19 protein-coding genes are annotated in these 20,451 nt (G+C 63.2%); 12 read left to right on the forward strand and 7 right to left on the reverse strand.

What is annotated here, in order from left to right:
• Positions 1-92 precede the first annotated feature (92 nt).
• Together ACLEJU_RS24505 and ACLEJU_RS24510 are read left to right on the forward strand one after the other, a co-directional pair.
• Positions 93-1,181, forward strand: coding sequence for a polysaccharide lyase (locus ACLEJU_RS24505; protein WP_435424647.1), 1,089 nt, complete (start codon positions 93-95; stop codon positions 1,179-1,181).
• 3 nt (positions 1,182-1,184) lie between these two features.
• Entirely contained in the window at positions 1,185-2,639 is a 1,455-nt protein-coding gene (locus ACLEJU_RS24510) for a right-handed parallel beta-helix repeat-containing protein (protein ID WP_435424646.1), read from the forward strand.
• A 125-nt stretch (positions 2,640-2,764) separates the two neighbouring features.
• On the opposite strand, the gene ACLEJU_RS24515 is transcribed toward ACLEJU_RS24510, so the two are convergent.
• Complete coding sequence (locus tag ACLEJU_RS24515; protein WP_435424645.1) at positions 2,765-3,196, reverse strand: GNAT family N-acetyltransferase; 432 nt, start codon at positions 3,194-3,196, stop codon at positions 2,765-2,767.
• Positions 3,186-3,572 (reverse strand): DUF488 domain-containing protein, encoded by a 387-nt coding sequence (locus ACLEJU_RS24520; protein ID WP_435424644.1) that lies wholly within the window; start codon positions 3,570-3,572, stop codon positions 3,186-3,188. Before ACLEJU_RS24520 ends, ACLEJU_RS24515 begins: the two co-directional genes overlap by 11 nt.
• 121 nt (positions 3,573-3,693) lie before the next feature.
• On the opposite strand from ACLEJU_RS24520, the gene ACLEJU_RS24525 reads away from it, so the two are divergent.
• Positions 3,694-5,310 carry an inorganic phosphate transporter gene (locus ACLEJU_RS24525; protein ID WP_435424643.1) on the forward strand — a complete coding sequence of 539 codons (1,617 nt, stop codon included), beginning with the start codon at positions 3,694-3,696 and terminating at the stop codon, positions 5,308-5,310.
• Between the two features lie 153 nt (positions 5,311-5,463).
• Here ACLEJU_RS24525 and ACLEJU_RS24530 read toward each other — a convergent pair whose 3' ends face one another.
• The 3 genes from ACLEJU_RS24530 to ACLEJU_RS24540 form a co-directional block, all read right to left on the reverse strand.
• Positions 5,464-6,159, reverse strand: a complete 696-nt coding sequence (locus ACLEJU_RS24530; protein WP_435424642.1) for a glutathione S-transferase N-terminal domain-containing protein — start codon at positions 6,157-6,159, stop codon at positions 5,464-5,466.
• Between the two features lie 73 nt (positions 6,160-6,232).
• Positions 6,233-6,733, reverse strand: coding sequence for a PaaI family thioesterase (locus ACLEJU_RS24535; protein ID WP_435424641.1), 501 nt, complete (start codon positions 6,731-6,733; stop codon positions 6,233-6,235).
• A gap of 57 nt (positions 6,734-6,790) precedes the next feature.
• Positions 6,791-8,173, reverse strand: a complete 1,383-nt coding sequence (locus ACLEJU_RS24540; RefSeq protein ID WP_435424640.1) for an amino acid permease — start codon at positions 8,171-8,173, stop codon at positions 6,791-6,793.
• Between the two features lie 267 nt (positions 8,174-8,440).
• Here ACLEJU_RS24540 and gcvA point away from each other — a divergent pair, with 267 nt between their 5' ends.
• Positions 8,441-9,340, forward strand: a complete 900-nt coding sequence (gcvA, locus tag ACLEJU_RS24545; protein ID WP_435424639.1) for a transcriptional regulator GcvA — start codon at positions 8,441-8,443, stop codon at positions 9,338-9,340.
• A 102-nt stretch (positions 9,341-9,442) separates the two neighbouring features.
• Positions 9,443-10,693: a 2-aminoadipate transaminase gene (locus ACLEJU_RS24550; RefSeq protein ID WP_435424638.1), complete on the forward strand. Its 1,251-nt coding sequence runs from the start codon at positions 9,443-9,445 to the stop codon at positions 10,691-10,693.
• Positions 10,694-10,696: 3 nt separating this feature from the next.
• Here ACLEJU_RS24550 and ACLEJU_RS24555 read toward each other — a convergent pair whose 3' ends face one another.
• Positions 10,697-10,999 carry a hypothetical protein gene (locus tag ACLEJU_RS24555; protein ID WP_054884890.1) on the reverse strand — a complete coding sequence of 101 codons (303 nt, stop codon included), beginning with the start codon at positions 10,997-10,999 and terminating at the stop codon, positions 10,697-10,699.
• 158 nt (positions 11,000-11,157) lie between these two features.
• Between ACLEJU_RS24555 and ACLEJU_RS24560 the strand changes: the two genes are divergently transcribed.
• Together ACLEJU_RS24560 and fusA are read left to right on the forward strand one after the other, a co-directional pair.
• Positions 11,158-11,583: a hypothetical protein gene (locus ACLEJU_RS24560; RefSeq protein WP_435424637.1), complete on the forward strand. Its 426-nt coding sequence runs from the start codon at positions 11,158-11,160 to the stop codon at positions 11,581-11,583.
• Between the two features lie 73 nt (positions 11,584-11,656).
• Complete coding sequence (gene fusA, locus ACLEJU_RS24565) at positions 11,657-13,768, forward strand: elongation factor G (RefSeq protein ID WP_110639122.1); 2,112 nt, start codon at positions 11,657-11,659, stop codon at positions 13,766-13,768.
• 45 nt (positions 13,769-13,813) lie between these two features.
• Here fusA and ACLEJU_RS24570 read toward each other — a convergent pair whose 3' ends face one another.
• Complete coding sequence (locus ACLEJU_RS24570) at positions 13,814-15,256, reverse strand: SulP family inorganic anion transporter (RefSeq protein ID WP_435424636.1); 1,443 nt, start codon at positions 15,254-15,256, stop codon at positions 13,814-13,816.
• 223 nt (positions 15,257-15,479) lie between these two features.
• Here ACLEJU_RS24570 and ACLEJU_RS24575 point away from each other — a divergent pair, with 223 nt between their 5' ends.
• The 5 genes from ACLEJU_RS24575 (at position 15,480) to ACLEJU_RS24595 (ending at position 20,438) form a co-directional block, all read left to right on the forward strand.
• Complete coding sequence (locus ACLEJU_RS24575) at positions 15,480-16,214, forward strand: secretin N-terminal domain-containing protein (RefSeq protein ID WP_435424635.1); 735 nt, start codon at positions 15,480-15,482, stop codon at positions 16,212-16,214.
• 490 nt (positions 16,215-16,704) lie between these two features.
• Positions 16,705-18,030 (forward strand): isocitrate lyase, encoded by a 1,326-nt coding sequence (aceA, locus tag ACLEJU_RS24580; protein WP_054913919.1) that lies wholly within the window; start codon positions 16,705-16,707, stop codon positions 18,028-18,030.
• 262 nt (positions 18,031-18,292) lie between these two features.
• Positions 18,293-18,955, forward strand: coding sequence for a lysoplasmalogenase (locus ACLEJU_RS24585; protein WP_435424322.1), 663 nt, complete (start codon positions 18,293-18,295; stop codon positions 18,953-18,955).
• A 381-nt stretch (positions 18,956-19,336) separates the two neighbouring features.
• Positions 19,337-19,750 carry an NADH-quinone oxidoreductase subunit A gene (locus ACLEJU_RS24590; protein ID WP_011534614.1) on the forward strand — a complete coding sequence of 138 codons (414 nt, stop codon included), beginning with the start codon at positions 19,337-19,339 and terminating at the stop codon, positions 19,748-19,750.
• A 10-nt stretch (positions 19,751-19,760) separates the two neighbouring features.
• Positions 19,761-20,438: a NuoB/complex I 20 kDa subunit family protein gene (locus ACLEJU_RS24595; RefSeq protein WP_027920598.1), complete on the forward strand. Its 678-nt coding sequence runs from the start codon at positions 19,761-19,763 to the stop codon at positions 20,436-20,438.
• The last annotated feature ends 13 nt before the right edge of the window (positions 20,439-20,451 follow it).

The raw sequence follows: 20,451 nt of genomic DNA on the forward strand, positions 1-20,451 counted from the left end.
TGGCGGTGCTTGGGATACTGTTGGTTGGGTCCGTTTTGCGTCCCTTCGCGGGCATGCCCGCGAAGGGCTGCAAAGCAGCCCCAGTGATGCTCATGATGTTCCTGATTAGCCCACTGACACAGGCGGCGCAATCCATCTGGCCCGCCCACAGCACCCCGCAGTCGGCCATGGTCGCCGACTACCGCACCCTGTCCTGCACCAAGGAACCGCCCGCGCCCTACACCGGCAGCCTGCACCTGGAAAGCAAGTACGACCAGCGCGACGCCAGCAAGTCGACCCTGCGCAGCAACCCCGATGCCAACAGCGAGCAGATCGCCAAGCAGGTCAAACAGTTCGTCGGCGGCCTGATCTACGCCAGTAAACGCTTCCAGGGCGCCAAGAAACCCCAGGACGCCAACATGGCCCTGGCCTGCCAGGACCAGTGGCTGCAACACTGGGCCGAAGCCGGCGCCCTGCTCAACCCGGATGCCAGCGGCACCGGCATGGCCGCGCGCAAGTGGGCGCTGGCGGCCATGGCCGGTGCTGTGCTGCTGACCCAGTCGGCAGCCGACGGCAAGCTGCAACTGAGCGAAACGCAGCGCAGCTGGTTCACCCGCCTCGCCGATCTGGTAATCCGCGAGTACGACCCACGGCGCCGCGCCAGCGGTGTGTACTTCAACAACCATGACTACTGGGCCGCCTGGGCCGTGGCCGCCACCGGCATGCTGGTCGGCCGCGACGACTTCATCCAGTGGGCCGATGGCAACCTGCGCCGCGGCCTGGCCCAGGCCGTGCGTGCCAGCAACGGCAACTACGCCTACCTGCCGCTGGAAGTGGCGCGCAGCAAGCTGGCGGCCAACTACAGCCAGTACGCGCTGGTGCCGCTGGTGCTGCTGGCCGAATCGGCACGCGCCAATGGCCTGCCGTGGAGCAACGAAGACCAGCAGACCCTCGACCTGCTGGCCAACTTCGCTGCCCGCACGGTGCTCGACCCCGGCGACCTGCCCGAACTCAAGGGCCAGTCCCAGGCGGACGTGGCACCGTACAAGCTGGCCTGGCTGATCCCGTTCCTGCAGCGCAACCCCGGCCATGCGCTGGCGCGCCAGTTATACGACAGCGAAGACGGCGAGGTGGACAACTACAGCCAGCTCGGCGGCCCGATCAAAGCGTTCTACCCCCCAATGCCCGGATCAAGGAGCTGACCCATGGCTGCCCTCGCCCGCTTTTCCCTCACCTGCCTGGCCGCCCTGTGCCTGGCAGGCGCTGCCCATGCCGCCAGCCAATCGCTGCCGGTCAACCAGACCGTCGACACCCTGCCCGCTGAGCAACGCCAGCTCAAGGCCGACCAGCTGCGCCGGCAGGTGCGCCAGGCCGTGGCCTTCCAGCAGGCCGAACGGCAACGCCCGGCCGGGCGCGCCAGCGTCAGCCTGCAGCCGATGTTCTCTGCTCAGGCCGGCAGCTGGCCGTTCGAGCCGTTCGTCAACAACGGCCTGTTCCGCGCCATCGCCGGTTACCAGGCGCACCACCCGCAGGTGGTGATGCTGCGTGGTGGCAGCATCACCCTGGCGCAATTGCACGACGCAATGAACGACCCGCGCATCCTCAAGCGCTACAAGGACGGCTACCTGCTCAGCTATCCGTTGATGATCGGCAGCGATGCCGGGCTGGTGCTCGAAGGCACCAGCCTGTACCTGTCGAGTTTCTCCGGCACGGCGCTGATCAACCAGGGCTGGTTCGGGCTCAACCAGTCCAGGCTGGAGAGCATGGCCGGCGCCAGGCCCGGTAGCACCGACCGCGCCTGGCGGCCATTCGTGGTGGCCTGGGCTGGCAGCCATACCCAGGTGATCGGCTCGACGCTCAAGCGCCTGGGCTACAACGCCAACCTCTCGCGTGGATTGACCACGGCGTTGAGCACCCAGCAGGCCGCCAGCACGCGCCCGGCCACAGTCATCATCCGCGACAGTCAGTTCAGCGAGATGTCCAGCGCGGTGGAGCTGCAGCACAGCCAGGCGAGCATCAGTGGCAGCCAGTTCGAGCAGTCGCAGCAGTACGCCATCGATGTGCAGAACAGCCAGGTCAAGCTGCAGGGCAACCAGCTGCGTGGCATCGACAACAACAGCGGCGTGCGCCTGCGTGGCCAGACCCGCGCCCTGGTCGAAGGCAACCTGATCCTCGGTGCGACCAAGGCCGCCATCGAAGTCAGCGAGCAACAGGGCGCAGTGCTGCTGGCCGGCAACCGCATCGGCGATAGCCGGGGCAATGGCATCCAGCTGCGCAACCTGGGGCCCACTGCAGCGACACCGCTGGTAATCGATGACAACCTGCTGGCCAGCAGCCAGGGCAGCGCGGTGGATGCCAGCGAGGTGGGCGCCGTGGCGCTGCTCGACAACCGCATCGGCAACACGGCGGAATATGCCATCAGCCTGCGCAATGCCACGCCGCTGGCCGGGCCACTGGTACTCAGCGGCAACCGCCTGGGCCGGGTCGGCAAGGCGCTGGTGCGGGTGGAGGGTGTGCAGGATGTGGTGCTGGGGGGCAACAGCTTCGATGGCAAGCCGTTGTTGCAGAACCTGTTGATCGGAGACTTGTTGCCCTTGCAGGGGCAGCTGCTCGAGGCCACGGTTCGCCAGGGTGAGACGGTGCGGGTAAGGCAGCAGTGATCCAGCATCTGCTGTAACTGCACCGGCCTCTTCGCGGGCTTGCCCGCTCCCACAGGTACTCCACAGCATTCAGAATTGTGGTGATCCTGTGGGAGCGGGCGAGCCCGCGAAGAGGCCGGCAGAGGTCAACCGATAACCCGCTGCATTCTCACAAAGCAACCATCCTCGCCCATTTCGACAAACCCATGGCGCAAGTACAACTGCCGCGCCGGGTTGCTCTTGAACACCATCAACCTCAAGAGCGGCAAACGCCGCTGCGCCGCCCATTCGGCCAGCGTGTCCAGCACCTGACTGCCCACCCCGTGCCCACGCTGCTCTGGCAACAGGTGCAACTCACGAATGAACAACGCCTGCCGGTCCTGGCTAAGGCTGCAGAAACCCAGCACGGTCTCCCCTTCCGTCACCAGCCACTGCTCGCGCCAGCCCCAGGCTTCGTCAAAGGCCTCCTCGATCCACAACAGGTCGAACTCGCGGTAATAGGGCAACATCGCCCGTCGCGTGACGTCGCGGGCAAAGGTGCGCCAGGCATCGCTCGCGGCGATCAGCTCAACGGGCATAGCACACCGGCGAGCTGCCCGGGCCGCGCCGCTCCAGTTCGTCTTCCAGCCAGGCTGCCAGTACCTGGGCGTTGTTGTGCTCGGTGTCCTTGCCAGCATACAGCAAGGTCAGGTTGCCTTTGGCTGCGAGGTCCAACAGCGGGTACCAGTGTTCCGGGTGCGCCGCCAGTTCCTGCTGATAGCGCTGGGTGAACCCTGCGAAATCCACCTCACCCTGGTGGAACGCCTTGCGCAACTCAGTGGATGGCGCCACGTCGCGTAGCCACTCGCCATGCAGTTGGTCCTTGCGCTTGTTGCGCGGCCACAGCCGGTCGACCAGCACACGCTGGCCATCTTCCTTCTCTGCCGCGTCATAGACGCGCTTGCAGCGAATCATGAGGTTCTCCTGCCTTTACCGTCTGTCTTGAGCCTAGGTAATTCATTGACCGAGGTCACGTCCGGGCGAGGAATTGTTTCTATCCTCAGAGCCACCCTCGCCGACGCCAATCGGAGCCCCCATGGCAACCCCGTCCCTGGCCAGCCAGCCGCCACTGGGCCATAGCGATTCCCGCCCGCAACTCTCGCACAAACCCGGGCGAGCCACCCTCGTGCTGTTCTTCGGCCTGCTGCTGGCCGGTATCGCCTACACCGCCTGGAACCTCAAGCAGGACGTGACCGCCAGCGGCACGGTAATCACCACCGTCACGCCCTTCCTGCTGCTGGGCCTGGCGCTGCTGATCGCCCTGGGCTTCGAATTCGTCAACGGTTTCCATGACACCGCCAACGCGGTGGCCACGGTGATCTATACCCACTCGTTACCGGCGCCAGTGGCGGTGGTCTGGTCCGGGTTGTGCAATTTCCTGGGTGTGCTGCTTTCCAGTGGCGCGGTGGCGTTCGGCATCATCGCCCTGCTGCCGGTGGAGCTGATTCTAAAGGTCGGCTCCTCGGCGGGCTTCGCCATGGTGTTCGCCTTGCTGCTGGCGGCCATCATCTGGAACCTCGGCACTTGGTGGCTGGGACTGCCGGCGTCATCTTCGCACACGCTGATCGGCTCGATCATCGGCGTCGGTGTGGCCAACGCCTTGATGCACGGGCGTGACGGTACCAGCGGCGTCGATTGGAGCCAGGCCAGCAAGGTGGGTTATGCCCTGCTGTTCTCACCACTGATCGGCTTTGCCTGTGCAGCCTTGTTGCTGCTGGCCCTGCGGGCGCTGGTCAAGCGCAAGGAACTGTATCAGGCACCAGAAGGCCGCACGCCGCCTCCATGGTGGATCCGCGGCATCCTGATCCTGACCTGCACCGGCGTGTCGTTCGCCCACGGCTCCAACGACGGGCAGAAAGGCATGGGCCTGATCATGCTGATCCTGGTCGGCACCCTGCCGATGGCCTATGCCCTGAACAAGACCATGCCCAGCGAGCAGGCGCTGCAATTCTCAGCCGTTGCCGAAGTCACGCGCCAAGCTTTGCTGCGCACCGATCCCGGGCCCGCCCCGGCCGATCCGCGCCAGGCGCTGACCGCCTTCATCGCCGAGCCCAAGGCCAGCCCGCAGCTGGTGCCGGCACTGGCCGCGCTCACCGGCATGATCGGTGACCAGGTCAAAGGCTATGGTTCGCTGCAGCGAGTGCCGGCGGAAGCCATGGCCAACGTGCGCAACGACATGTACCTGACCAGCGAAGCCATCCGCCTGATCGAGAAGCAACAGCTGGTGGCGCTCGACGCCGACACCCGCAGCCATGTGCTGTTGTTCAAGACGCAGCTGGACGATGCCACCCGCTATATCCCGCTGTGGGTGAAGGTCGCCGTGGCCATCGCATTGGGCCTGGGCACCATGGTCGGCTGGCGGCGTATCGTGGTGACCGTGGGCGAGAAGATCGGCAAGACCCACCTGAGCTATGCCCAGGGGGCTTCGGCGGAAGTGGTTGCGATGTGCACCATTGGTGCGGCGGACATGTTCGGGCTGCCGGTGTCGACCACCCACGTGCTGAGCTCGGGGGTGGCCGGGACCATGGTTGCCAACGGCTCGGGGATCCAGAAGCGCACGCTGATCAACCTGCTGATGGCCTGGGTGCTGACGCTGCCGGCGGCGATGCTGTTGGCCGGTAGCCTGTACTGGCTGCTGAACCAGATTTTCTAGACTGAAACACAGGCGTTGTAGGAGCGGCCTTGTGTCGCGAAAGGGCTGCGAAGCAGCCCCAGCAATATGTGCTTAACGCTGAAATCCTGGGGCCGCTTTGCGGCCCTTTCGCGACACAAGGCCGCTCCTACAAAAAGGGCCGGTGTGAGCGGATCAGGCAGGGATTTTCAGGCCACGCTGCACCGCTGGCCGTTCGAGGAATGTCGCCAGCACCCGCTGCACTTCCTTGAATTCATCGAAGCCCACCAGCTCCCGTGCGTTATAGCGCTCCACCAGGTTGCGCACCCAGGGAAAGATGGCGATGTCGGCGATGCTGTACTCGTCGACCATCCACTCGCGCCCCTTCAGGTGCCGGTCCAGCACTCCCAGCAGGCGCTTCGATTCATTGACGTAACGGTCGCGCGGGCGCTTGTCTTCGTATTCCTTGCCGGCAAAGAAATGGAAGAAGCCAACCTGACCGAACATCGGCCCGATGCCGCCCATCTGGAACATCAGCCATTGCAGGGTCTGGTAACGCTGGGCCGGATCCTGGCTCAGCAGCTGCCCGCTCTTTTCCGCCAGGTACTGCAGGATCGCCCCCGACTCGAACAGCGGCAGCGGCTGGCCGCCCGGGCCGTTGGGGTCGAGGATCGCCGGGATCTTGTTGTTGGCGCTGAGCGAGATGAACTCGGGGCTCAGCTGGTCATCGTTGTCGAAGCTGACCTTGTGCGGCTCGTAGGCCAGGCCGATCTCCTCCAGCATGATCGACACCTTGACGCCGTTGGGCGTGGGCAGCGAGTAAAGCTGCAGGCGCTCGGGATGCTTCGCGGGCCATTTACGGGTGATGGGGAAAGCGCTCAGATCGGTCATGTTCAACCTTGGGCTTGAGAGGGAACCGTCACTGTAGAGACATCCCGGCTGGCTGACCATCACCCGCCGTTGATCAGCTGGCCTGGCCGTGCGCCTTGAGCTTGAGCTTTTCGGTGTCCACCCGCACGAACACCGAGTCGGCACTGACCGTCAGCACATCTCCCGCCCAGACCTCGCAGATGACCCGGGTCTTGCGCCCGACCTCGCCTTCCACGCGTGCCTTGAGCAGCAACTCCACGCCCATCGGGGTGGGCTTGAGGTAGTTCAGCCCGAGGCTGCCGGTGACACAATCGATGCGCGGTAAGCTGCCCGCTTCGCGGCCTTCGGCGCGGTAGTGGTAGGCCATGGCTGTCCAGTTGGAATGGCAGTCGACCAGCATGGCCAGCAAGCCGCCATAGACCAGGCCGGGCCAGCCGATATAAGTGCTGTCGGGGGAGTGTCGGCACAACAGGTGGATGCCATCGGCATCCCAGTGGCTGTGCAGGTGCAGGCCGGAAGGGTGGGAGCAGCCACAACCGAAGCAGGTGCCTTCGGGGGCGGCGAGAGCCTGGAGGGAAAGGGAGTAATCGTTCATACGCTGCCTGTGCTTGTTGGAATGGGGGCGCGAAACGCCCCCATTAAAGCAGAAACCTCAAGCCGGCTGGGCAACCACCTTGCCGCCCTTCTGGGTCAGCGACACCAGCAGGATGAACAGGGTCACGCCAGCGGTCATCAGCGTCTCGTAGCGGTAAACATCGCTGAACAGCATGTAGCCCAGGACCATGACGATGGTGCCGATCACCAGCCAGGTCAGCCACGGGAACAGCCACATCTTCAGCTCCAGCGGCCGCCCTTCTCGTTCGGCGCGGGCCCGCATGCGCAGTTGCGACACGGCGATCACCAGGTACACCAGCAAGGCGATGGCGCCAGTGGTGGACAACAGGAAACCGAAGACCTTGCCCGGCAGTACATAGTTGACGAAGCAACCGACGAAGCCGGCCAGGGTCGAGAGGATCACCGCCACGGTCGGTACGCCAGCACCGGAAATACGCTTGGTCATACTCAGCGCCTGGCCGCGGGCACCCAGCGAATAGAGCATCCGCGAAGCGGTATAAAGGCCGGAGTTCATGCAGCTGGTCACGGCCACCAGCACCACCAGGTCTACCAGCAACTTGGCGCCCGGCACGTTGAGCACTTCCAGCGCGCGCTGGAACGAGCCTACCGCCTTCAGGCTTGGGTCGTTCCAGGCCACCAGCGACACCACCAGGAAGATCGACGCCAGGTAGAAGATCGCGATGCGGTACACCACCAGGTTGGTGGCACGGCGGATCTTGTCTTTCGGGTTGGCGGTCTCGTCGGCGGCGATGGTGACGATCTCGGCGCCGAAGAACGAGAAGATGGTAATCAGTACGCCACCGAGCACGGTGCCGAAACCGTTGGGCATGAACCCGCCGTTGTCCCACAGGCGACTGATGCCGGACACCTCTGCCAGCGGCCAGAAGCCGAACACAGCCAGGCTGCAGACGCCGATGAAGGCGATGATGGCGACCACCTTGACCAATGCGAACCAGTATTCGAACGCACCGAAGTTCTTCACGCTGACCAGGTTGCTGCCCGACAGCACGACCATGATCAGGAAAGCGAACAGCCAGGACGGCACGCCCGGGAAGTAGGCGTGCAGGATGTCTGCACCGGCGATGGCCTCGACCGGAATGATCAGCACCCAGAACCACCAGTACAACCAGCCGATGGTAAAGCCTGCCCAGGGGCCGATGGCCTCCGAGGCGTAGGTGGAGAACGAGCCGCTGTTGGGGTTGGCGATGGCCATTTCGCCCAGCATCCGCATCACCAGCAGCACCAGCAGGCCGGTCATGGCGTAGGAAATCAGAATGGCCGGGCCCGCCGTCGCGATGGCGTTGGAAGAACCGATGAACAGGCCGGCACCGATGATGCCGGCAATGGAAATCATGGACACCTGACGCGAGGTCAGGCCGTGCTGCAAGGAACGCTGTTTGTTGTTGTGTAGCGAAGCCATGGAGAACCCTCGAATGGGTCGGCCGGCGTGCGGCTTGAGTGCCGTCGTCGGCTGAAAAGTTGGAGCAGAATTCTTGTAGGTCGTGTTGCTGATTCTTGTTTTTTTATATCGCCGGTCGCGCAGTTACCTCCTCTTCGCCGTACCGGTTGTAATCATTGATCGAGGTCAGTATTAATCTATAGGGCGAGGTCAACAAACGACCTTTTCGAAGCACATGATTCCAGTATGGAATGAACTTCATCCTTTTTTGCTCGGTACGCACCTGCCATGTCCAAACGCCTGATGCCCTCGACCACCGCCCTGCAGTGCTTCGAAGCCGCCGCCCGGCACCTGAGCTTCACCCGTGCGGCACAGGAGCTGCACCTGACCCAGAGCGCCGTCAGCAAACAGGTCGCGCAGCTCGAGGACATGCTGTCGCATTCGCTGTTCCAGCGCATTCGCCGGCGCCTGCACCTGACCCCGGCCGGCGCGCTGTACCTCACCGAAGTGAACAAGATCCTCACCCAGATCGACATCTCCAGCCGCTACATCCTCAGCTACGGTGACGAGACCGAGGTGCTGCGCATCGCCACCCAGCCAACCTTCGGTGCGCGCTGGCTGGTGCCCAGGCTCAAGGGCTTCGGCGACCGCCATCCGCGCATCCACCTGGACATCCGCAACGAGCTGGAACCGTTCGACTTGGTGCAGGCCAAGGCCGATATCGCCTTCTTCTTCGGCCAGGGCACCTGGCCGGGGGCCACCTGCATCGAGCTGTTCAGCGAGGAGGTGCTGCCGGTGTGCGCACCCGAGCTGCTGGCGCGGCACCGTTTCGACAGCGCCGAGGCGCTCACCGAACACCGGCTGCTGCAGTGCGCATCAAGGCCGGAGGCCTGGCACGAATGGTTCCTGGGGCTGGGCCTGCATAGCCAGAACAGCTACCACGGGCCGCGCTTCGACACGTTCTACCTGTGTATCCGCGCGGCCATCGCCGGCTGCGGCATTGCCCTGATTCCGCGCTACCTGGTGGCTGAAGAACTGAGCGAAGGCAAACTGGTGGTGGCCTGGGACCACCCGGTGGCGAGCAATGGCCGGCATTTCATCGCCCACGCCGAACACGCCGCCGAAGTGCCCAAGGTCAAGGCCTTCGTACAGTGGATTCGCGAGCGGGTGGCCGAAGGTGATCGGTAAAGTTCGCGAATCCAGGGAATGATCGCAATCGAATAATTCGTTTGCGGAATAATACTGCGGCGCGCTTGGATATTAAGAAACTCGAACAAGGTCCGCGTGCCCATGAATCTGGAAAGTATCAGTCAATCCATCGCCATCGTTCATCCGATCACACTTTCCCATGGCCGCAATGCCGAAGTCTGGGATACCGACGGCAAACGTTACATCGACTTTGTCGGCGGTATCGGCGTGCTCAACCTGGGCCACTGCAACCCGGCCGTAGTCGAGGCGATCCAGGCCCAGGCCGGCCGCCTGACCCACTACGCCTTCAACGCCGCGCCCCATGGCCCGTACCTGGAACTGATGGAGCGCCTGCGCCAGTTCGTCCCGGTCAGCTACCCGCTGGCCGGCATGCTCACCAACAGCGGCGCGGAAGCGGCCGAGAACGCGCTGAAAGTTGCCCGCGCCGCCACTGGCAAACGCGCCATCATCGCCTTCGACGGCGGCTTTCACGGCCGCACCCTGGCCACCCTCAACCTCAACGGCAAGGTCGCGCCCTACAAGCAGCGGGTCGGCGAACTGCCAGGGCCGGTGTACCACCTGCCCTACCCCAGCCCCGATACCGGCGTGACCTGCGAGCAGGCGCTCAAGGCCATGGACCGCCTGTTCAGCGTCGAGTTGGCGGTGGAGGAGGTGGCGGCGTTCATCTTCGAGCCGGTGCAAGGCGAAGGCGGCTTCCTCGCCCTTGACCCAGCGTTTGCCCAGGCGCTGCGGCGCTTCTGTGACGAGCGCGGGATCCTGATCATCATCGACGAGATCCAGTCCGGTTTTGGCCGTACCGGCCAGCGTTTTGCGTTCCCGCGCCTGGGTATCGAACCGGACCTGCTGCTGCTGGCAAAGAGCATCGCCGGCGGCATGCCGCTGGGCGCAGTGGTCGGGCGTCAGGACCTGATGGCGGCACTGCCCAAGGGCGGTCTGGGGGGCACCTATTCGGGCAACCCGATCGCCTGCGCGGCGGCGCTGGCGAGCCTGGCACAGATGACCGACGCGAACGTCGCCACTTGGGGGGAGCGCCAGGAACAGGCGATCGTCGGCCGCCACGCCCGCTGGAAGGCCTCGAACCTGAGCCCGTACATCGGCCGCCTGACCGGTACCGGGGCCATGCGCGGCATCGAGTTCGTCAATGCCGACGGCAGCCCGGCGCCAGCCCAGTTGGCCAAGGTGATGGAAGCGGCGCGGGCCAAGGGGTTGCTGCTGATGCCCAGCGGCAAGGCGCGGCACATCATTCGCCTGCTGGCACCGCTGACCATCGAGGCTGAGGTGCTCGAGGAAGGGTTGGATATCCTCGAGCGGTGCCTGGCTGAACTGAGCTGAGCCTTACAGGCCCAGCTCTTCAGGGGTGAGCATGTCGGACTCGAAGGCGATCCAGCCGCCTTCGAGTTCGGCGTGGCCGTTGACGATCGGGCCGTAGTAGGTCAGGCCGTTCTCCAGGGTCACGCAGATGTGCGTGGCGGTTTTCTCGGGGGCCGCGAGCGTACCGACGAAATGCACCTTCTTCAGGGTTTCGGTTACCGCTTCCAGACCGACGCGCATGCCCGGATTTTCCGAGGCTTCGGTGTCACCTCCGCGGTCTTCGGCGCTGATGGTCACGGTGGCGGTGTAAGGGTACTTGGTGCTCAAGCGGGGTTACCTCAAAGGGATGTGTAGGCATGAAGGCGCGTAGAGTACGGCAGCCTTCGGCGCTTGTCTCTACCCGCCGACCAGATCCACATGGCCTCCCCCGCCCCGATCTGTTAGGGTGCCCGCCGATGCACGCCACACCACACGAGGACACCTGAGTGAGCGCCGAAGAACCCCTGATCGCCGACCTGTTCGAGGTCGACAAACGCCTGACCCTCAAGCCCGTCGTGGATTTCAACAGCTACCTGCGCAACGCCTTCGGCGAAGGCCCGTGCCGCTGCCACCGCTGCGCCGATGGCAGCGACCAAAGCACCTACAGCCACGCACACAACTTCACCTTCGAAGGCCGCCCGTGGCACCGCCGCTTCGCCAGCACCGCCGGCAGCGACGTCGCCCAGGTGCTGAAAAAGGCCTGGCTATCGTACACCAAGGCCGACCTCAGTCTGATCGGCGCCCTGGACCTCACCACACTCAAGACCTTCACCGAAGCCGCCCTGCACCAGCGCCTGCTGGCCCTGCTGCCAGCCAGCGGCCTGGCCCGCGAAATCGACGGCCAGTGGATGCTGCAAGCCCAGGCTGACTGACGGCCCGGCGGTCGGGCAGGATTCCCCCGCTCTGCTACCGTGGGGGAATCCGCCCATCCGCAGGTAGTCCGCCATGGCCCGTACAACGCCCATCGAGCTGTATCGCAATATCGGCATCGTCGCCCACGTGGACGCTGGCAAGACCACGACCACCGAACGCATCCTGTTCTACACCGGGGTCAACCACAAGATGGGCGAGGTGCACGATGGCGCCGCGACCATGGACTGGATGGCCCAGGAACAGGAACGCGGCATCACCATCACCTCGGCGGCGACCACGGCCTTCTGGCAAGGCTCGACCAAGCAGTTCGCCGACAAATACCGCTTCAACATCATCGACACCCCCGGCCACGTCGACTTCACCATCGAGGTGGAGCGCTCGCTGCGCGTGCTCGATGGCGCGGTGGTGGTGTTCAGCGGCGCCGACGGCGTCGAGCCGCAATCGGAGACGGTCTGGCGCCAAGCCAACAAGTACCATGTGCCGCGCCTGGCCTACATCAACAAGATGGACCGCCAGGGCGCCGACTTCTTGAGGGTGGTCAAACAGATCGACCAGCGCCTGGGCCACCACCCGGTGCCGATCCAGCTGGCCATCGGCAGCGAGGAGAACTTCATCGGCCAGATCGACCTGGTGAAGATGAAGGCGATCTACTGGAACGACAACGACCAGGGCACCAGCTACCGCGAAGAAGCCATTCCCGCCGAACTGCAGGCGCTGGCCGACGAATGGCGTGCGCACATGATCGAGGCCGCCGCCGAAGCCAATGATGAGCTGACCATGAAGTTTCTCGAAGGCGAGGAACTGAGCGTCGATGAAATCAAGGCCGCCTTGCGCCAGCGCACCATCGCCAATGAAATTGTCCCGACCATTCTCGGCTCGTCGTTCAAGAACAAGGGCGTACCGCTGATGCTCGACGCGGTGATCGACTACCTGCCCGCGCCTTCGGAAATCCCGGCGATCAAAGGCACCGACCCGGACGACGAAGAAAAGCACCTGGAACGCCATGCCGACGATAAGGAGCCCTTCTCTGCCCTGGCCTTCAAGATCGCCACAGACCCCTTCGTCGGCACCCTGACCTTCGCCCGGGTGTATTCCGGCGTGCTCAGTTCAGGCAACGCCGTGCTCAATTCGGTTAAGGGCAAGAAGGAACGCATCGGCCGCATGGTGCAGATGCACGCCAACCAGCGCGCCGAGATCAAGGACGTGTGTGCCGGCGACATTGCCGCGCTGATCGGCATGAAGGACGTCACCACCGGCGACACCCTGTGCGACATGGACAAGCCGATCATCCTCGAACGCATGGACTTCCCCGACCCGGTGATCTCGGTGGCGGTGGAACCGAAAACCAAGGGCGACCAGGAGAAGATGGGCATCGCGCTGGGCAAGTTGGCCCAGGAAGACCCGTCGTTCCGCGTGCGCACCGATGAAGAAACCGGCCAGACCATTATCTCCGGCATGGGCGAACTGCACCTGGACATCATCGTCGACCGCATGAAACGCGAGTTCAACGTCGACGCCAACATCGGCAAGCCGCAGGTGGCCTACCGCGAGAAGATCCGCAATACCTGCGAGATCGAGGGCCGCTTCGTTCGCCAGTCCGGCGGGCGCGGCCAGTATGGCCACTGCTGGATCCGCTTCGCCCCCGGCGACGAAGGCAAGGAAGGCCTGGAGTTCGTCAACGAGATCGTCGGCGGCGTGGTGCCACGGGAGTACATCCCAGCGATCCAGAAAGGCATCGAGGAGCAGATGAAGAACGGTGTACTGGCCGGCTACCCGCTGATCAACCTGAAGGCGGCGGTGTTCGACGGCTCGTACCACGACGTCGACTCCAACGAGATGGCTTACAAGATCGCGGCCTCCATGGCCACCAAGCAACTGTCGCAGAAAGGCGGCGCGGTGTTGCTGGAGCCGGTGATGAAAGTCGAGGTGGTGACGCCGGAGGAGTATCAGGGCGATATCCTCGGCGACTTGAGCCGACGCCGGGGGATGATCCAGGATGGCGACGAGACACCGGCGGGCAAGGTGATCCGCGCCGAGGTGCCGCTAGGCGAGATGTTCGGCTATGCCACCTCGATGCGCTCGATGACCCAGGGGCGGGCGAGCTTTTCGATGGAGTTCACCCGCTATGCCGAGGCGCCGGCGAGCATTGCCGATGGCATCGTCAAAAAAAACCGCGGGGAATGACATACTCCTGTGCCGCGAAGAGGCCGGCAAAGGCAGCGCAGAACTTCAGTGCTGCTCGCCAGCCCGCTTCAGCAGCTTCTTGCAACGCTCCGACAGATGCACCACGCGCAAGTGCTTGCCGGCCTTGGCATAACGCTCACGCAGGGTTTTCAACGCCGCAATCGCCGAATAATCGACAAAGCTCAGATGCTGGCAATCGAGGGTGACCTTGGCAGGGTCATTGGCGGGGTTGAACTGGTTGAGAAACGGCGTGGTCGAGGCAAAGAACAAAGTGCCATGCACCTGGTAATGCTTGCTCCCCTCCCCGTCCACGTGGCTGTCGGCATATAGCTCGCGGGCGTGCTGCCAGGCAAAGTTCACTGCCGCGATGACGATGCCGAACAGCACTGCCGTGGCCAAGTCCGTGAACACGGTCACCACGGTCACCGCGATGATCGCCAGCACATCGCTCACCGGCACCTTGTGCAACACCCGCAGCGAGGCCCAGGCAAAGGTCTGCTGGGCTACCACGAACATCACCCCGACCAGCGCCGCCAGCGGAATGCGCTCGATCAGTGGCGACAGGAACAGCACGAACAGCACGATCATCACCCCGGCCACCACACCCGACAACCGACCACGGCCGTTGGAGCTGAGGTTGATCACGGTCTGGCCGATCATCGCGCAGCCACCCATGCCACCGCACAGGCCGGAGACCATGTTGGCCGCCCCCAGAGCCACGCATTCGCGGTCCGGGTAGCCGCGACTCTCGGTGATCTCGTCGGTGAGGTTGAGAGTCAGCAGGGTTTCCAGCAGGCCGACCATGGCCATCAGCACCGCGTAAGGGGCAATGATCTTCAGGGTTTCCAGGGTCCACGGCACCTGCGGCAGCGCCAGCTGCGGCAGGCCACCGGCAATGTGCGCCATGTCGCCGAGGGTGCGCGTCGGCAGGTCAAGCAGGTACACCGCCACGCCAACTCCGAGGATCGCCACCAGTGCCGGCGGCACCGCACGGGTCAGCTTCGGCAGCACGTAGACCACCAGCATGGTCAGCGCCACCAGGCCGATCATCAGGTACAGCGGTGCACCGCTGAGCCAATGCTCACCGTCCTTGAAGTGCTCGAGCTGGGCCATGGCGATGACGATCGCCAGGCCGTTGACGAAACCAAGCATCACCGGGTACGGCACCAGCCGCACCAGCTTGCCCAGGCGCAGCAGGCCGAACAGGATCATCACCACCCCACTCAGCAGCACCGTGGCGAGCAGGTATTGCACACCGTGTTGCACCACCAGGGCGACGATCACCACCGCCATGGAGCCTGCGGCACCGGAGATCATCCCTGGGCGACCGCCGAACAACGCCGTCAGGGTGCAGATGATGAAAGCGCCATACAAGCCCATCAAGGGGTTGAGGTGGGCTACCAGGGCGAAGGCGATGCACTCGGGCACCAGGGCGAACGAGGTGGTCAGGCCGGCGAGCAGGTCGGCACGTAGTCGGGCGGGTTTCATGGGCATCCTGTGGTGCGGTCCAAGCGGACAGTACGGAAAATCAAGGGACGCGATGTTACGGAATTTGTCTGACAGCGGCCACCGCAGAGCCACGGCTTTTATCCTCAATTATCCGGCGGACTATATTTTACAGTTCGCCGGATAATTGAGGATAAAGCCCGTAGCACGGCAAACTCCTGACAAATTTGCCATCATGTTGATTCCATCTGCGGAGATCATGGACATGCCGCTACGCCCCCTCTTCACTGCCCTGCTGCTGGCCGCCAGCCTCACCGCCCAGGCTGCCACCGAGGTGGTGCCCCTGCAGCATCGCAGCAGCGCCGAACTGCTGCCTGCCGCCCAGGCCTTCATCGGCCGCGACGGCACGGTCAGCGCCTTCGAGAACAAGCTGATCGTGAATGCCAGCCCCGAACGCATCGACGACCTGCGCGCCCTGCTGCAACAGCTGGACACCGCCCCGAAACGCCTGCTGATCAGCGTCGACAACAATGACAGCAACTACCAGGACACCCGCGGCGATGGCCAGGTCATCCGCTACGGCACCAGCAACCGCGACGGTGGCTTGCAGCAAATTCAGGCCAGCGAAGGCCAGCCAGCGCTGATCCAGATCGGCCAGAGCATCCCGATCACCAGTACCAGCACCGATGGCTACGGGCGCATTCAGAGCAACACCGAATACCGCAATGTGACCCAGGGTTTCTACGTCACGCCGAGCCTGAGCGGCGATACGGTTCGTCTGCAAATAAGCACCAATAATGACCGAATGAGCCAGGAACGTGCCGATGTAGTGAAAGTGCAAAGTACCGACACGACAATTAGTGGCAGGCTCGGCGAGTGGATCACCTTGGCCGGCTACAACCAGCAGAGCCAAGCCGAGCGCACCCCGTCAAGTCGCACGTACAGCACACAACGGGGTGAAAACATGACTTTGCGCGTCAAAGTCGACCTTCTGGACTGAACCCAGGCAATTCAAGGCCTCGACCAAAGGCCTTGAAACTGACCGCCAGGTCGCACTAGACCAAAGATGTAGTAAGTAGAAAAAAGCACTACAAAACCGTTGACAGGGTCTTTTTCCCAAAGGCATGATGGCCTCGCTCCCGCTAATCAGGGGCCCTGGCAAGGGCCTTCGAGGCGTACTCCTCCCACCCCTGGAGGCACCTCGTGTCTATACGGCCCACAAGGCGGTTCGACGGGATTGCGACTGCAACGAAGAAGTTGTCCCGAGGGACGGAAGCGCATCACCGCAGTAATGGCAATCGCGTAGCACCGCAGCAAGGCAACCACGAGCCGACCTGCCGGAGCACACCTGCGCCTGACCTGCACCTCCTTCCCCTTCGAGCCTTCGCGTTCGCCGCCGCACTCCCCCGGACAGGACAGCCGCCAAGTCCCTGATCGGCCCCGAGCATCAGCACAATTAACCCAAGATCGATGCGACGAGGTTTATTTCCATGGCACTGACACGCGAACAGCAAATTGCAGCCCTCGAGAAAGACTGGGCCGAGAACCCGCGCTGGAAAGGCGTGACCCGTACCTACACCGCCGCCGATGTCGTTCGCCTGCGTGGCTCCGTGCAACCTGAGCACACCTTTGCCCGCCAGGGTGCAGAAAAACTGTGGAAGCTGGTCACCGAAGGTGCCCACCCATCCTTCCGCCCAGAAAAAGATTTCGTCAACTGCATGGGCGCCCTGACCGGCGGCCAGGCAGTGCAGCAGGTCAAGGCCGGCATCCAGGCCATCTACCTGTCTGGCTGGCAGGTCGCCGCCGACAACAACTCGGCCGAGTCCATGTACCCTGACCAGTCGCTGTACCCGGTGGACTCAGTACCGACCGTGGTCAAGCGCATCAACAACGCGTTCCGCCGCGCCGACCAGATCCAGTGGAAAGCCGGCAAGAACCCAGGTGACGACGGCTACATCGACTACTTCGCACCGATCGTGGCCGACGCCGAAGCCGGTTTCGGCGGCGTGCTGAACGCCTACGAACTGATGAAGAACATGATCGAAGCGGGCGCCGCCGGCGTGCACTTCGAAGACCAGCTGGCCTCGGTGAAAAAATGCGGCCACATGGGTGGCAAGGTACTGGTACCGACCCAGGAAGCCGTGCAGAAGCTGGTGGCTGCGCGCCTGGCTGCCGACGTATCGGGCGTGCCGACCATCATCCTGGCCCGTACCGATGCCAACGCCGCCGACCTGCTGACCAGCGACTGCGACCCGTACGACCAACCGTTCGTGATCGGCGAGCGTACCCGTGAAGGCTTCTACAAGGTGCGTGCCGGCCTCGACCAGGCCATCGCCCGCGGCCTGGCCTACGCCCCGTACGCCGACCTGATCTGGTGCGAGACTGCCAAACCGGACCTGGACGAAGCTCGCCGCTTCGCCGAAGCCATCAAGAAGGAATACCCGGACCAGATCCTGTCGTACAACTGCTCGCCTTCCTTCAACTGGAAGAAGAACCTGGACGACGCGACCATCGCCAAGTTCCAGCGCGAGCTGTCGGCCATGGGCTACAAGCACCAGTTCATCACCCTGGCCGGTATCCACAACATGTGGCACGGCATGTTCAACCTGGCGCACGACTACGCCCGCAACGACATGACCGCCTACGTGAAGCTGCAGGAGCAGGAATTCGCCGACGCCAGCAAGGGCTACACCTTCGTGGCGCACCAGCAGGAAGTCGGCACCGGCTACTTCGATGACATGACGACCGTGATCCAGGGTGGCGCCTCGTCGGTGACTGCACTGACCGGCTCGACCGAGGAAGAGCAGTTCCACTGATAGTGGGTTGCTGACAGAGGCCCGGGGCTTGCGAAAGCCCCGGGCCTTTTTTTGAGCTTCACGCAACCTGTAGAAGCGGCCTTGTGTCGCGAAAGGGCTGCGCAGCAGCCCCAGGGTTTTGGCGCTAATGCACATATTGCTGGGGCTGCTGCGCAGCCCTTTCGCGACACAAGGCCGCTCCTACAAGGATTGCAGCGGACCTGAGAACGCAAAACCCAGGATCAGGGCTATGCTTGTGGCAGCCCAGCAGCAAGGACCGCCCATGCCCCGTCCAAGCCACCTGATGATGCTCGCCCTGGCTACCGCCGCCCTCTATCTATATGCACTGGCCAGTGACAACGCCCTGCTCGGCCTGCTGGCCAAGCCCGTTCCAGTCATGGCATTGATTGCCTGGCTATACACCGCCCCCGCCACACCCTACCGCCGCTGGATCACCATCGGCCTGGCGTTCTCGGTATTGGGCGACATCCTCCTGGCCATCCCTGCCGATCTGTTCGTGTTTGGCCTGGCCGCCTTCCTCTGCGCCCACCTGGCCTACCTGCGCGCCTATTGCGGCAAGACCCTGCGCCCCGCTCTGCCCGCACTGCTGTTGAGCGCCATCACCGGCATCACCCTGTTCGGCGTGCTGGCCAGCCACGGCCTTGGCCCGCTGCTGGCCCCGGTCGCGGTCTACGCACTGGCCATCAGCGCCATGCTCTGGCGCGCGCTGGCCTGCAGCGGAGTCGCCGCAATTGGCGCCTGCCTGTTCGTGTTCTCCGACAGCCTAATCGGCATCGACCGCTTCGTCAGGCCGTTCGCCGCCGCGCCGCACCTGATCATCCTCGCCTACTGGCTCGGCCAGTGGGCCATCGCATCGTCAGTCCGTCACGGCTCAACCGATAAAGTATTGACCCAGAGCGGTGCGCGCGGTATCGGAAGCTGCTAGAACACGAGTCTTTCGCATTTACAAGTAGGGGGAATCTGCAGATGAACTTTACAAGACACAGAACAGCCAAATACAAAGGCATCAAGTCAAATGATATTAATTATCATTACTAGGCTTGTAATTCGTTACCACTCGCAAGAAACATAATTAACAAAACCGTATGCAATGCCCGAATCTCAAGGCTTTCAGCCAGTTAGGCGCGGGTTTTGTTCTAAATCCTACGAATAAATTTGCAACGGAAATTTTACTTGCATCGGGTTTACCCATAAAATCAGCCCGATTGATTCAGCTGCGACATTTGGTCACTGCACCTGCGACACCACGTCGCCGCTCTACTTATTTCAGACTGCAGAGCTGGGTCTCTGTATAAGGATCTCTAGCATGTCCGATTCGGCAGGACTCATCGCCCACAACTGGGGCTTTGCCATCTTCCTTCTGGGTGTCGTCGGCCTGTGTGCCTTCATGCTCGGTCTCTCCAGCCTGCTCGGTAGCAAGGCCTGGGGCCGCGCCAAGAACGAACCCTTCGAATCCGGCATGCTGCCCGTCGGCAGCGCCCGCCTGCGCCTGTCCGCCAAATTCTATCTGGTCGCGATGCTGTTCGTGATCTTCGATATCGAAGCCCTCTTCCTGTATGCATGGTCTGTGTCCGTCCGCGAAAGCGGCTGGACCGGATTCGTCGAAGCACTCGTTTTCATAGCAATTCTGTTGGCTGGTCTTGTCTACCTATGGCGCGTCGGAGCTCTTGACTGGGCACCCGAAGGTCGCCGCAAGCGGCAAGCGAAGCTGAAACAATGAGGCTTTGGCAATGCAATACAATCTCACCAGAATCGATCCGGATGCGCCCAACGAGCAATACCCGGTAGGTGATCGGGAAACCGTCACTGACCAGCTGCTCGAGGACCAGGTCCACAAGAACATCTTCATGGGCAAGCTTGAAGATGTGATGCGTGGCGCGGTCAACTGGGGTCGCAAGAACTCCCTCTGGCCGTACAACTTCGGCCTGTCCTGCTGCTACGTGGAAATGACCACGGCCTTCACGGCACCCCACGACATCGCCCGCTTCGGCGCCGAAGTCATCCGGGCATCGCCGCGTCAGGCCGACTTCATGGTCATCGCCGGTACCTGCTTCGTCAAAATGGCGCCGATCATCCAGCGCCTGTACGAGCAGATGCTCGAACCGAAGTGGGTCATCTCCATGGGTTCGTGCGCCAACTCCGGTGGCATGTACGACATCTACTCGGTCGTTCAGGGGGTCGACAAGTTCCTCCCCGTGGACGTCTACGTGCCTGGCTGCCCGCCACGCCCTGAGGCTTTCCTGCAAGGCTTGATGCTGCTGCAGGAGTCGATCGGCCAAGAACGACGCCCGCTTTCCTGGGTGGTTGGTGATCAAGGCATCTACCGTGCCGAGATGCCAGCCCAGAAAGACTTGCGTCGTGAACAGCGCATTGCGGTAACCAACCTGCGCAGCCCCGACGAAGTCTGATCCAGCGACCTGC

Origin of the sequence: Pseudomonas sp. SMN11, from assembly GCF_052041945.1 — a bacterium.
Lineage (GTDB): Bacteria > Pseudomonadota > Gammaproteobacteria > Pseudomonadales > Pseudomonadaceae > Aquipseudomonas.